A 12,039-nucleotide genomic window follows, 5' to 3' on the forward strand; every position below is an offset into this window, starting at 1 on the left:
GCTAGCCCGATGCGAGGACGACCAGCGCGGCGGTGACGCCGAGCTCGGACGCCGCCCCCAGCACGTCGCCGGTCATCCCGCCGAAACGGCGCCGGGTGTGCCAGGACAGCCCGACGACGAGGGCGGCGGCCAGCCCGACCGCGAGCGGCCCGGCCCATCGGCCGGGCACCGCGAACGCCGCCAGGCAGGCCAGCCCCGCCCACCAGGCCACGGCGACCCACACCGGCTGCGAGCCCGCGACCGTCGCGCCGAGCCCACCGGGCCGGGCCGCCGGCACCCCGCGCCGCGCGCACCACACGAACCCGGCACGGCCGACCCCCCCGGCCAGGGCGGTGGCCGCGAGCAGCGCGGCGGGCGGCGCCGCGGCCAGCGTGGCCAGCGCCGCCGCCTGTGTTCCCACCACCACGAGCAGCGTGACCACGGCGAACGGACCGGCCCCGCCGCTGCGCATGACGGCCAGTGCGCGTTCCGGCGGGCCGTAGCAGCCCAGCCCGTCCGCGGTGTCGGCGAGCCCGTCGAGATGCATGCCCCGGGTGGCCAGCGCGCCGGCCCCGACCGCCAGCAGCCCGCCGACCAGCGGCGGAACCCCGAGGGCGGTGAGACCCAGCACGAGAGCACCGGTGCCGACACCGATCAGCCCGCCGATCACCGGTGCCCACCGGATCGCCCCGGCGGCCAGCCGTGGGTCGAGCGCGGAGCCGGGCGGCACCGCCCGCACCGGCAGCACGGTCAGCCAGCTGAACGCCAGCGCGAGCCCGCGCATCTCAGCCGTGCCCGCCGCCGATCGGCACGATCCCGCTGTCGGCCATGGTCACGGTCTCGGCGAGCAGCCGGGCCGCCATCTGCAGCAGCGGCAGCACGGCGACCGCGCCGGCGCCGTCCTCGAGCCGCAGCCGCAGATCCAGGACCGGGCGGAGGTTCAGCCGGTCGAGCACGAGCGCCATCGCGGGCTCGGGGGAGTGCTGCGCCACCAGCCACCATTCGCGGGCGCCGGGCGCGAGCCGCTCGGCCAGCACGGCGGCGGCGCCGACCACCAGCCCGTCGAACAGCACCGGGGTGCGGCGCAGGGCCGCCTGCACGAGGAACCCGGTGAGCGCCGCGAGATCGGCGCCACCGGCGGTGCGCAGCAGCTGGAGCGGGGCGTCCCGGTAGGGGCGGGTGCGGCGCAGCGCGTCGCGGACCGCGGCGGCCTTGCGCATCCAGGTCGTGTCGTCGATTCCGCTGCCCCGCCCGACGACGGCCACCGGTTCGCTTCCGGTCAGCGCCGCGACCAGCGTCGATGCGGGTGTGGTCGCCCCGACCCCGAGGGCCGCCGGGACGAGCAGGTCGGCGCCGGCGTCGACCTCCTCGTCGACCAGCGTGCGGCCGACCGTCACCGCCGCGGTGGTCTCCCGTGCGCTCAATGCGTCGACCCGGTCGATCCGGCCGGATCCGCGCCGGACCCGGTAGCGCCCCTCGTCCGGATCGGTGTCCAGCGCGACGTCGACGACCCGCACCGACGCCGCGGCGGCGGGGGCCAGCACGGTCACCGGAAGTGCCTGTTCACGGGCGACGGCGACCTGGCGCGCCGTGGTCCCCGGTGGGTAGGCCGACACCCCCGCCTCGGCGATCCCGTGATCGGCGGCCAGCGCCACCACCCGAGCCCGGGCCGGCGGCCGCGGTGGGCAGGCGCCCTGGGCGGCCGCGAGCCAGCAACCGAGGTCGGCGAGCCGGCCGAACCCGCCCGCGGGGACCGCGAGCGAGCCGTACCGCGCGACGGCGGCGCGCCGAGCCTCGTCGTCCGGGGCGGGAACGGCGGGGAGTGCGAGGTCGTCCACGGCGCATTCCTACCCCGCGGCTACTTCAGCCGCAGCGGCAACCCGGCCACGAACAGCAGCACCTCGTCGCAGACCCGCGCCAGGGCGGTGTTCGCGGCGCCCAGCTCGTCGCGGAACAGGCGGCCCGCCTTGGTCGCGGGCACGACACCCAAGCCGACCTCGGCGGACACCAGCACGACCCGGCCGGGACAGGCGGCGACCGCGGCCACCAGCGCCTCGACCCGCGCCTCGACGGTGGCCGGAACCCGGGGCAGGTCCCACGCCCCGGTGTCGTCGAGGACACGGGTCAGCCAGGTCGCGATGTCGTCGATGAGCAGCGGCCCGGGGCCGCGCAGCTCCGCGACCAGGTCGGGATCCTCCACCGTGGTCCAGGCCGCCGGACGGCGAGTCCGGTGGCGCTCGATGCGGGCGGCCCATTCGGTGTCGTCGCCGGCTCGCCGGGCGGTCGCGCAGTAGCGCACCGGGGCGTGCTCGGGCAGCAGGTCCTCGCCGTAGCGTGACTTGCCGGATCGGGCACCGCCCAGCAGCAGGGTGCGGCGGGGTGGAGCGGTCATGAGTCGGTCACGTCGGCGCTACGGGTTCGCGCCGCGCTGCACCCGTGGCTTGGGCACCCGCAGCTTGCGCAGCTGGCTGGCCCGGGTGAAGGCGTACCAGCCCGTGCTCAGCCCGCTGATCGCCTCGTCCGGGAACTTCGCGCGCACCTTGCGGGTGATGCTCACCCCGAGCAGCACGCCCTCGATGATCATCGAGAGCAGCACGATGAGACTGAACAGGCTCAGGTACTGCTGGGCCGAGGGGATCGGCAGCAGCACCGAGATGAGCACCACCATGGCGAGCGGCATGAACAGCCCCATCAGATGGGGCCGGGAGTCGACCAGGTCGCGGATGTGGGCCTTGATCGGACCGCGGTCGCGGGGCAGCAGGACCCGGTCGTCGCCCGCGTCCATCCGAGCCCGCCGCTCGGCGGCCAGCCTGCGGCGCTCGTGCTTGTCGGGCCGGTTGGCCCGGGCATACCGGGCCGCCTCGCGCTGGGTGCGCGGCGGCGGCGGTGCCGGGCCACGACGCTTCGTCTCGGCCTCCCGCCGTTTCGGCGTCGGCCTGCCCTTGCCGGGGGTGCTGCCGGGGGTGCGGCTGCCGTTGGTCGCCTGACCGGAGTCCTGAGCCTGCGCGGACGCGTCGCTGCGCCCCGCGGCGGTGTTCTGGTCGGAGCGGCGCAGGAACCTCACGGATACAGCCTACGGGCGCGACCTGGGACAAACGCAGGTGGTGTGGCGCTGCCGGGGTCATGATCGTGGGGGCAGGGCCACCGGAGCGGGGATCGTTCACCGCCGTCCGGCGTACGGTTGCGGTGACACGTCCTACACTGGGCTACGAGCGAACCGTTACGGGACCAGCCGCAACGGAATCAGCAAAGCCCCGGGTGTTGTTGGGAGAGTCATGACCGTCGATAACTCCGTCCAGACCGACGCCATCGAGACCCACGGCGTCGAGCTGACCGACGCCGCCGCGCTCAAGGCTCGAAACCTCCTGGAACAGGAGGGCCGCGACGACATGCACCTGCGCATCGCCGTGCAGCCCGGCGGCTGCGCCGGCCTTCGCTACCAGCTGTTCTTCGACGACCGCACGCTCGACGGCGACCTGTTCCGCGACTTCCACGGGCTCAAGGTCGGCGTCGACCGGATGAGCGCCCCCTATCTGCAGGGCGCGGTCATCGACTTCGTCGACACGATCGAGAAGCAGGGCTTCACGATCGACAACCCCAACGCCGGCGGCTCGTGCGCCTGCGGCGACTCGTTCAACTGATCCGAGCGTGGCGCAACCCCCTGGCCCGGTTGGGCCAGGGGGTTCTTCCCGTGGGCGGGTAGCATGATTCGCCGTGCGTATCGCCGTCACCGGTTCCATCGCGACCGACCACCTCATGCATTTCCCGGGGAAGTTCAACGACCAGTTGCTGGCCGAGCAGCTCAAGCGGGTGTCGCTGAGCTTCCTCGTCGACGATCTGGTGATCAAACGTGGTGGGGTGGCGGGCAACATCTCCTATGCCCTGGGTGTGCTCGGGCTGCGTCCCGTGCTGGTGGGGGCCGTGGGCATGGACTTCGCGGACTACCGCTCGTGGCTGGAGCGCCACGGCGTCGACTGCTCGGGTGTGCACGTCCACGATGACGTGCACACCGCCCGGTTCGTCTGCACGACCGACGACGACATGTGCCAGATCGCGTCGTTCTACGCCGGCGCGATGGCCCGCGCACGCGATATCGAGCTCGGCCCGGTCGCCGACCGCGTCGGCCACCTCGACCTCGTGCTGATCGGCGCCAACGACCCCGAGGCGATGCTGCGGCACACCGACGAGTGCCGCCAGCGCGGGTTCGCGTTCGCCGCCGACCCGTCCCAGCAGCTGGCCCGGATGGAGGGCCCGCAGATCCGCCGCCTCGTCGAGGGCGCCACGTACCTGCTCACCAACGACTACGAGTGGGGCCTGCTGCTGCACAAGACGGGCTGGACCGCGGAGCAGGTGCAGGAGAAGATCGAGACCCGGATCACCACCCTGGGTGAGCACGGCGTGCAGATCGTCGCCCGGGACGGCAGCGAGCTCAAGGTCGGTGTCGTACCCGAGACCGCCAAGGTCGATCCCACCGGCGTCGGGGACGCGTTCCGGGCCGGTTTCCTCGCGGGGATCGCCCGCGGCCTCGGCCACGAGCGCGCAGCCCAGCTCGGGTCGCTCATCGCCGTCATCGTGCTGGAGACCGATGGCGCCCAGGAGTGGCGCTGGGACCGCGACCGCGGGCTCGAGCGGCTCGCCGGCGCCTACGGTCCCGCCGCCGCGGAGGAGATCGCCTCGGCCCTGCCCACCGCCTGATCCCCGGGTGGGTTCAGAGCTTGACGGGGTAGGTGGGGGCGGGAATCTCCGGACGGATCCGCTGTTCCACGAAGATCCCGTGCCACAGCAGGAACACCAGCAACGTCCAGATCCGCCTGCTGTGGTCGATCGGGCCCTCGCGATGCGCGTCGAGCATCCGCTGGACGGCGGCGAGGTCGATGAGATGGTCGGCCTGGGAGTCGCGGATGATGTCGCGGGCCCAGGGGTACATCTCCTCGCGCAGCCACAGCCGGATCGGCACGGGGAAGCCCAGCTTGCGGCGGTTCAGCACGTGCCCGGGGACGATGCCCGTCAACGCCCGGCGCAGCGCGTACTTGGTGGTGCCGCTGCGGTCGGATCCGGTCAGCTTCTCGGCCAGCGGTAGCCCGGACGCGACCGCGAACACCTCGGGGTCCAGGAACGGCACCCGCAGCTCCAGGGAGTTGGCCATGGTCATCTTGTCGGCCTTGACCAGGATGTCGCCGCGCAGCCAGGTGAACAGGTCGACGTGCTGCATCCGGGCGACCGGGTCGTCCCAGGCCGCGGAGTCCGCGTAGTGCGCCGCGGTGACGTCGGTGTGCGAGCGCCGCGGGTCGTACTGCCGCAGCACCCCGGCGAGCTGCTCGTCACGGAAGATGCGCGCGTTGCCGTAGTACCGCTGCTCCAGCGACAACGCCCCGCGGCGCAACAGGTCCTTGCCGCGCATCCCGTCGGGAAGCCGGGTCGACGCCCGACCCAGCAGGTGGCGCAGGGCGCCGGGGATCCGCTCGAACGGCGCGAGCGACAGCGGCTCCCGGTAGATCGTGTACCCGCCGAACAGCTCGTCCGCGCCTTCCCCGGACAGCACGACCTTGACGTGCTGACGGGCCTCGCGGGCGATGAACCACAGCGGGACGAGCGCGGGGTCCGCGACCGGGTCGTCGAGATACCACACGATGAGCGGTAGTGCGTCCATCATCTCGTCGGCCTTGACGGTGCGCACGACGTGCCGGACCCCGATCGCTGCGGCGGACTCGGCGGCGACGTCGACCTCGGAGTAGCCCTCGCGTTCGAACCCCGTGGTGAAGGTGATCAGGTCGGGGTTGTGCTCCTTGGCCAGGGCGGCGATCGCGGTGGAGTCGATGCCGCCGGACAGGAACGCCCCGACCGTCACGTCCGCGCGCATGTGCTTGGCCACGGAGTCACGCAGCGCGTCGGCGATCCGGGCGTGCATTCCCGGCCCGGATCCGGAACGGGAGTGGAAGGTCGGGGTGAAGTAGCGCTCGTGCTCGATCTCACCGCCGGGACGGACCGTCACATGGGTGCCGGACTCGACGCGGCGGATGGCCCGGTGCAGCGTGGCGGGCTCGGGAACGTACTGCAGCAGCAGGTAGTGCTGCAGCGCGGGCGGGTCGAGATCGGTGGTCAAGCCCAGCGACGGTGCCAGCCCCACGAGGCTCTTCTTCTCGCTCGCGAACGCGGTTCCGGCGGGCCCGGTGGCGAAGAACAGCGGCTTGATCCCGAACGGGTCGCGGGCGCCGAACAGCACGCGCTCCTGCGCGTCCCAGATCAGGAAGGCGAACATCCCGCGCAGTCGGGAGACCGCGGCGGGGCCCCAGTGATGGTAGGCGGCGACGATGGCCTCGGTGTCGCCGTTGGTGGCGAACGTCGCGCCGTGGCGCTGGGCGAGCTCGGTGCGCAGCTCGAGGTAGTTGTAGATCTCGCCGTTGAACACGATGGTGTACCGGGCGTCCTGCCCGGGCTCGGGAGCCCAGTGCAACGGCTGGTGCGACCGGTCCACGTCGATGATCGACAGCCGGTTGAAGCCGAAGACCACATCGGCGTCGTTCCAGGTTCCGCTCTCATCGGGTCCCCGGTGCCGCATGCACCGCATGACGGTGTTGATCGACTCGGTCCGGTCGGCGGCATCCGCCCCGGCGGTCAGCAGCCCCAGCAGTCCGCACACAGCGAGCCAGTATGCCGACGACGCCCCGCCGCCCGCTGAGAGCACCCTGAGCGGTGAATCTGCGATCAGCTCAGCTACGCTCTACGCCGGGTCGAAGAACGTGCCTGCACGAGCTCGGCCACGGTCTGGTCAGGAGCACGTGAGCGATGGGTACCAAGGCAGGAAGGCGGCGAGCAGTGGGCCGAGCACAACGCGGGGCAGACCGCCGCCGCACCGGTTGGAAGCGTGCGGCGAAGCTGGCCGGGTTGGGCGTCCTGGTCGTCACGCTGACGACAGGGTGCTCGGTCGAGGAGGCGATCCGCTTCGGCTGGCCGGCCGGCGTCACCCCGCAGGCCGAGGCGATGCGCCAGCTGTGGACGTGGTCGTGCATCGCGGCGCTGATCGTCGGCGTCATCACCTGGGGTGCGATGTTCTGGTCGGTGGCCTTCCACCGCAAGCGCAAGGGCGACGACGACACCCCGCCGCGCCAGACCCAGTACAACCTGCCGGTCGAACTGGTCTTCACGATCGTGCCGACGATCATCGTGGCGGTGCTGTTCGGGTTCACCGTGAACGTGCAGAACTACGTGGACAAGCACGATCCGGACCCCGACGTGCGGGTCGCGGTGACCGCGTTCCAGTGGAACTGGCGGTTCGACTACATCGGCACCCGCACCCCGACGGGCGGCCCGGTTGAGACGTTGGGCACGTCCTCGACGATTCCGGTCCTGGTGCTGCCGACCGACCGCAGCGTCGAGTTCACGCTCAAGTCCGAGGACGTCGTCCACAGCTTCTGGGTGCCGGAGTTCCTGTTCAAGCGTGACGTCTTCCCGATGCCGGACAAGAACGACACGGACAAGACGTTCGTCATCGACAAGATCGATCGTGAGGGCGCGTTCGTCGGACGCTGCGCGGAGCTGTGTGGCGCGTATCACTCGGCGATGAACTTCGAGGTGCGGGCGATCCAGCCGGCGCTGTACGACCGTTACATCCAGCTGCGGAGCCAGGTCAACCCGCAGACCGGTTCGCCGTACACCGCCGGTGAGGCCTTGGCGGCCCTGGACTGCGGCGAGTGGTGCGCGCCGGAGGCCATCACGACCTACCCGTTCGCGACCGACCGGACCCAGCGTTCGGCGTCGCTTCGGACCAGCGGCTGACGGAGGAGCTGACACCGATGAAGGTCGAATCTCGGATCTTCGAGATCATTACGGGCTTCTTCTTCCTGGCGGCGATCATTTACACGATCTTCGCCAAGGAACCGGTCGGGATCGCCGCGCTGTTCCTCACCGGCGGCCTTGCCTTGATCATCGGAACCTACTTCCGGTTCGTGTCCCGCCGGTTGGAGACCCGCCCGGAGGACAACCCCGACGCCGAGGTCTCGGACGGCGCCGGCGACGTCGGCTTCTTCTCGCCGGGCAGCTACTGGCCGATCGCGCTGGCCGCGGCGTGCGCACTGGTCGGGATCGCGCTGGCGTTCTGGTACATCTGGCTGCTGGTGATCGCGTGGGCCACCGTGTTCATCGCGGTCGGTGGGCTGGTCTTCGAGTACCACATCCGGCCCGCGAAGCACTGAGCCACGGCCCGGACAGGGTCGCCCGGGCCCTCAGCCGCGGGCGGCCTCGCCGAGGGCCTCGCGCGCGATGATGACCTGCTGGATCTGGCTGGTGCCCTCGTAGAGGCGAAAGAGCCGGGCGTCGCGGTAGAACCGCTCGACCGGTACGCCACGCATGTATCCGGCGCCGCCGTGCACCTGCACCGCGCGGTCGGCGACGCGGCCGACCATCTCCGAGCAGAAGTATTTCGCGGCCGCGGGCCCGCCGATCGTGTCGGTACCGGCGTCGAAGGCCCGCGCGGTCTCCAGGACCAGTGCCCGGCCTGCCCGGTAGTCGGTGACCGAGTCGGCGATCAGGCCCTGCACCAGCTGGAAGCTCGCGATCGGCCGTTCGCCTGCCCGCCGGGTCTGCGCGAAGGCGACCGACTCGTGCACCAACCGGTCGGCCATCCCGACGCACAGCGCGGCGATGTGCACCCGGCCGTGGGCCAGGCACTTGGCCGCGATGCGGAATCCGTTGTCGATACCGTCGGCGCCACCGATCACGGCGTCGGCGGGTACCCGCACGTCGTCGAGGTGGACGTCGGCGGTCCAGGCGCCGAACTGGCCCATCTTGTGGTCCTTCGGGCCGATCGACAGCCCGGGGGTTCCGGCGGGGACGAGGAAGGCGGAGATGCCACGGTTGCCCGGAGCATCGGGGTTGGTCCGGGCGAACGTCATGATCACATCGGCGATCGGCGCGTTCGTGATGTACCGCTTGGAGCCGTTGATGACCCAGTCCGGCCCGACGCGGCGGGCCGTCGTCGTCAGCGCGGACGGATCGGAGCCTGCGTCGGGCTCGGTGAGCCCGAACGACGCGGTGACCTCGCCGGAGGCCAGCAGGGGCAGCCAGTTCTTCTTCTGCTCCTCGGTTCCGCCCTCGAGCAGCACGTGCCCGGCGATCCCGTTGTTCGTGCCGAACAGCGACCGCAGCGCCGGCGTCGTCCAGCCGAGTTCGAAGACGAGCTGGACCTCCTCGGTGGCGTTCAGGCCGAGGCCGCCGTACCGCTGCGGGATGGCGAACCCGTAGAGGCCCATCGACTTGCACTGCTCGACGAGCCGGGCGGGAATCTCGTTCTGCTCGTCGATCTGCTCCTCGAGCGGCACCACCTCCGCACGGATGAACGCGCGTACGGAGGCCAGCACGTCGGCCAGGTCCGAAGGGTCCACAGGGTCTCATTCCTCCCGCAGGTATCCGGCGGACGAGGCGTCCGCCGGGCCGTCAGCCGTCGAGCACCACGGCCAGCGCGAAGCCGTCGTGGCCCTTGCTGCCGACGGTCTGGATCTGGGTCGCGCTCACCCGGGGCTCGGCGGCGAGCATCTCGGTGAACCGGCGGGTGCCCTGCACTGCGGCGTCGTCGCTGTCGGCCTCGAGCACTCGCCCGCCGCGGATGACGTTGTCCACGACGATCACGCTGCCGGGCCGAGAGAGCCGAAGCGCCCACTGCAGATACTCGGGGTTCGAGGGCTTGTCGGCATCGACGAAGACGAAGTCGAACGGGCCGGACAGCTGTGGCAGGGTCTCCAGGGCCGGGCCCTCGCGGATCTCGACGAGCTCGCCGAGGCCGGCCCGCTCGATGTTCTCCCGCGCCACCGTGGCATGCACCGGGGAGCGTTCGAGCGTGACCAGCCGCCCGTCGGTCGGCAGTGCGCGGGCGAGCCAGATCGTGCTGTAGCCGCCGAGGGTGCCGATCTCTAGGACGCTGTGCGCGCCGATGGCGCGCACCAGCAGGTGCAGCAGCTTGCCCTGGGCGGGGGAGACGTCGATGGCAGGCAGTCCGGCGCGGGAGTTGGCCTCGAGGGCGGCATCGAGCGCCGGGTCGGGGCCGACGAGGAGCTCGTGGATGTAGTCGTCCACGGCACTCCAGCGTCGCTGCGCGTCACTCATCTCTCCAGCTTGGCATCCGGCGCCCCCGGACCGGACCTTTGGTGACGACGTTGTGGCTCCATGATGCGGGGAGGCGCCGGGGTGGGAGCGCGTTGTGGCTCCGTGATGCGGGGGCGTTACCGTAGTCCTTCGAGATCCACAACAGCTCAGGAGTCGTCGATGCCCGAACAGCCCCTGCCCCTCGCGGGGATGCGCGTCGTCGAGGTGTCCTCCTTCGTCGCGGCACCGCTGGGTGGGATGACACTCGCGCAGCTCGGCGCGGAGGTGATCAGGATCGATCCGATCGGCGGGGCGCCGGACCATCGCCGCTGGCCACTGGCCCCGTCGGGCGCGTCGCTGTACTGGGCTGGGCTGAACAAGGGCAAGAAGTCGGTATCGGTGGACTTCCGATCCGACGAGGGGCGAGCGCTGGTCACCCGGTTGGTCACCGACTCCGGTCCCGACGGCGGGATCGTGCTGACCAACGCGGTGGGCCGCCGGTGGCTGGAGTACGACGCGCTGGTCGAGCACCGCCCCGATCTCATCCACGTGCAGATCGAAGGCCATTACGACGGAACCCCCGCGGTGGACTACACGGTCAACGCCGCGATCGGTTTCCCGATGGTGACCGGCCCGGAAGGGCACGCCGACCCGGTCAACCATGTGTTGCCGGCGTGGGACATCGCCTGCGGGCTGTACTCCGCGCTGGGCATTCTCGGTGCGGACCGGCAGCGCCGGATGACCGGACGCGGCCAGCGGCTGAGTGTGGCGCTCTACGACGTGGCGCTCGCAGCCGCCGGAAACCTCGGCTTCCTCGCCGAGGCACAGGTCAACCGGGTGGTCCGGCGCCGGTACGGCAACTACCTCTATGGCGGGTTCGCACGCGACTTCACCACCCGCGACGGCGAGCGGGTGATGGTGGTCGCGCTCACCAAACGGCACTGGGCCGACCTGCTCACCGCGACCGATCTCGTCGATGTCGTCGACGCGCTGGAGAAAAGCCTCGGTGTCGACTTCTCCACCGAGGACGACCGCTTCGAGTACCGCGAGGTGCTCGCCGGCCTGCTGTCGCGGTGGTTCGCGCGCACCGATCTCGACGCCGTGCGCACGGCGCTGACCGGCACCTCCCTGCTCTGGTCGACCTACCACACCTTCGCCGACCTGGTGGCACAGGACGGGAACGGCCGGGCGATGGTCGCGGAGAACCCGATGATGGGCGTCATCGACCAGCCCGGGGTGGGGCCGCACCTCGCGCCCGGCCTGCCGGTGGCGATCGAGGGTGCCACCCAGAAGCCGGCGCGAGCGCCGGTGCTGGGCGAGCACACCGACACCGTGCTGGGCGGACTCGGGCTGTCGCCGGCCGAGCTGGCCGACCTGCACTCCCGCGGAGTGATCCGGGGCAGCGAGGGGTAGCGGCGCCGGACCCGCCGCGATCGCCGGCGGGCTGTCCGGGGCACGCTCGGTGCGGCCGAGGCGTGGCACCGGTGAACCCCTCTCACCGGACCGGTGCCCGGGAGCGGTGGCGCCACCAGGCCAGGACAACGGTGCCCAACGCCAGCCAGGTGGCCTCGACCAACCAGCCTGCGAGCACGTCGCTGAGCCAGTGCTCCCCCAGATACACCCGGCTCGCGCCGATCGCGCCGATCCACCCGGCCGCGGCGGCGACCAGCGCGACCCGCTGGGCCACCGGCCGGCCCGCCCACGCCAGTGCGACCAGGGCGCCGATCACCACGATCGACACGGTCGCGTGCCCGGACGGCAGCGAGTGGCTCGTTTCGGTGACCAGCTGATGCGTCGGTGGCGGGCGGGTCCGCCCGAAAAGCGGCTTCAGCGCCTGGAACAGCAGATTCGCCCCGGTGACGAGCAGCAGTGCCCGGACCCGGCGGCCGCTCATCTAGCCGTTCGGGCGTCCGCGCAGGGTGCGGTAGTGGTGGATCAGGGCGGTGGTGGAGGGGTCCAGGTCGTGGAGGTCGGGGGGGTGGG

General features: G+C 71.7%; 13 protein-coding genes. 5 read left to right on the forward strand and 8 right to left on the reverse strand.

The genetic code is table 11. From position 1 onward, the window contains the following. Position 1 precedes the first annotated feature (1 nt). Genes ACFQE5_RS09480 through ACFQE5_RS09495 form a run of 4 tightly spaced genes read right to left on the reverse strand, consistent with a single transcriptional unit; the run spans position 2 to position 3,043 of the window. Positions 2-763, reverse strand: a complete 762-nt coding sequence (locus ACFQE5_RS09480) for an adenosylcobinamide-GDP ribazoletransferase (RefSeq protein ID WP_379584471.1) — start codon at positions 761-763, stop codon at positions 2-4. Position 764: 1 nt separating this feature from the next. Further along, entirely contained in the window at positions 765-1,817 is a 1,053-nt protein-coding gene (locus ACFQE5_RS09485; protein WP_379584472.1) for a nicotinate-nucleotide--dimethylbenzimidazole phosphoribosyltransferase, read from the reverse strand. A 20-nt stretch (positions 1,818-1,837) separates the two neighbouring features. Beyond that, a complete protein-coding gene (locus ACFQE5_RS09490) occupies positions 1,838-2,371 on the reverse strand; it encodes a bifunctional adenosylcobinamide kinase/adenosylcobinamide-phosphate guanylyltransferase (protein WP_379584473.1) in 534 nt (177 codons plus the stop codon). Positions 2,372-2,389: 18 nt separating this feature from the next. Then, positions 2,390-3,043 carry a DUF3043 domain-containing protein gene (locus tag ACFQE5_RS09495; protein WP_379584474.1) on the reverse strand — a complete coding sequence of 218 codons (654 nt, stop codon included), beginning with the start codon at positions 3,041-3,043 and terminating at the stop codon, positions 2,390-2,392. Positions 3,044-3,254: 211 nt separating this feature from the next. Here ACFQE5_RS09495 and ACFQE5_RS09500 point away from each other — a divergent pair, with 211 nt between their 5' ends. Both ACFQE5_RS09500 and ACFQE5_RS09505 read left to right on the forward strand, forming a co-directional pair. After that, a complete protein-coding gene (locus ACFQE5_RS09500) occupies positions 3,255-3,620 on the forward strand; it encodes a HesB/IscA family protein (RefSeq protein ID WP_379584475.1) in 366 nt (121 codons plus the stop codon). Between the two features lie 115 nt (positions 3,621-3,735). After that, positions 3,736-4,674 (forward strand): carbohydrate kinase family protein, encoded by a 939-nt coding sequence (locus tag ACFQE5_RS09505; protein ID WP_379584483.1) that lies wholly within the window; start codon positions 3,736-3,738, stop codon positions 4,672-4,674. Between the two features lie 13 nt (positions 4,675-4,687). Here ACFQE5_RS09505 and asnB read toward each other — a convergent pair whose 3' ends face one another. After that, positions 4,688-6,619: an asparagine synthase (glutamine-hydrolyzing) gene (asnB, locus tag ACFQE5_RS09510; protein WP_379584476.1), complete on the reverse strand. Its 1,932-nt coding sequence runs from the start codon at positions 6,617-6,619 to the stop codon at positions 4,688-4,690. 176 nt (positions 6,620-6,795) lie between these two features. Between asnB and ctaC the strand changes: the two genes are divergently transcribed. Continuing rightward, the gene (ctaC, locus tag ACFQE5_RS09515) at positions 6,796-7,755 is read left to right on the forward strand and encodes an aa3-type cytochrome oxidase subunit II (RefSeq protein ID WP_379584477.1); all 960 of its coding nucleotides are present in this window, start codon (positions 6,796-6,798) and stop codon (positions 7,753-7,755) included. A gap of 17 nt (positions 7,756-7,772) precedes the next feature. After that, on the forward strand, positions 7,773-8,171 hold the full coding sequence (locus ACFQE5_RS09520) for a cytochrome c oxidase subunit 4 (RefSeq protein WP_379584478.1): 399 nt from the start codon (positions 7,773-7,775) through the stop codon (positions 8,169-8,171). Between the two features lie 30 nt (positions 8,172-8,201). On the opposite strand, the gene ACFQE5_RS09525 is transcribed toward ACFQE5_RS09520, so the two are convergent. Together ACFQE5_RS09525 and ACFQE5_RS09530 are read right to left on the reverse strand one after the other, a co-directional pair. After that, positions 8,202-9,359, reverse strand: a complete 1,158-nt coding sequence (locus tag ACFQE5_RS09525) for an acyl-CoA dehydrogenase family protein (protein WP_379584479.1) — start codon at positions 9,357-9,359, stop codon at positions 8,202-8,204. Positions 9,360-9,411: 52 nt separating this feature from the next. Beyond that, positions 9,412-10,077: an O-methyltransferase gene (locus tag ACFQE5_RS09530; protein ID WP_379584480.1), complete on the reverse strand. Its 666-nt coding sequence runs from the start codon at positions 10,075-10,077 to the stop codon at positions 9,412-9,414. 159 nt (positions 10,078-10,236) lie between these two features. Between ACFQE5_RS09530 and ACFQE5_RS09535 the strand changes: the two genes are divergently transcribed. Continuing rightward, complete coding sequence (locus tag ACFQE5_RS09535) at positions 10,237-11,469, forward strand: CoA transferase (protein WP_379584481.1); 1,233 nt, start codon at positions 10,237-10,239, stop codon at positions 11,467-11,469. Positions 11,470-11,551: 82 nt separating this feature from the next. Here ACFQE5_RS09535 and ACFQE5_RS09540 read toward each other — a convergent pair whose 3' ends face one another. Further along, positions 11,552-11,950: a phosphatase PAP2 family protein gene (locus tag ACFQE5_RS09540; protein ID WP_379584482.1), complete on the reverse strand. Its 399-nt coding sequence runs from the start codon at positions 11,948-11,950 to the stop codon at positions 11,552-11,554. Positions 11,951-12,039: the final 89 nt, after the last annotated feature.

It is taken from the genome of Pseudonocardia hispaniensis, assembly GCF_042658695.1.
GTDB classification, from domain to species: domain Bacteria; phylum Actinomycetota; class Actinomycetes; order Mycobacteriales; family Pseudonocardiaceae; genus Pseudonocardia; species Pseudonocardia hispaniensis.

Bases quoted from the DNA above. Each gene is read 5' to 3' on its own strand.
- ACFQE5_RS09540 (WP_379584482.1), bottom strand. From the start codon at position 11,950: ATGAGCGGCCGCCGGGTCCGGGCACTGCTGCTCGTCACCGGGGCGAAT.
- ACFQE5_RS09500 (WP_379584475.1), top strand. From the start codon at position 3,255: ATGACCGTCGATAACTCCGTCCAGACCGACGCCATCGAGACCCACGGC.
- ACFQE5_RS09520 (WP_379584478.1), top strand. From the start codon at position 7,773: ATGAAGGTCGAATCTCGGATCTTCGAGATCATTACGGGCTTCTTCTTC.
- ACFQE5_RS09490 (WP_379584473.1), bottom strand. From the start codon at position 2,371: ATGACCGCTCCACCCCGCCGCACCCTGCTGCTGGGCGGTGCCCGATCC.
- ACFQE5_RS09505 (WP_379584483.1), top strand. From the start codon at position 3,736: ATGCATTTCCCGGGGAAGTTCAACGACCAGTTGCTGGCCGAGCAGCTC.
- ACFQE5_RS09535 (WP_379584481.1), top strand. From the start codon at position 10,237: ATGCCCGAACAGCCCCTGCCCCTCGCGGGGATGCGCGTCGTCGAGGTG.
- ACFQE5_RS09480 (WP_379584471.1), bottom strand. From the start codon at position 763: ATGCGCGGGCTCGCGCTGGCGTTCAGCTGGCTGACCGTGCTGCCGGTG.
- ACFQE5_RS09530 (WP_379584480.1), bottom strand. From the start codon at position 10,077: ATGAGTGACGCGCAGCGACGCTGGAGTGCCGTGGACGACTACATCCAC.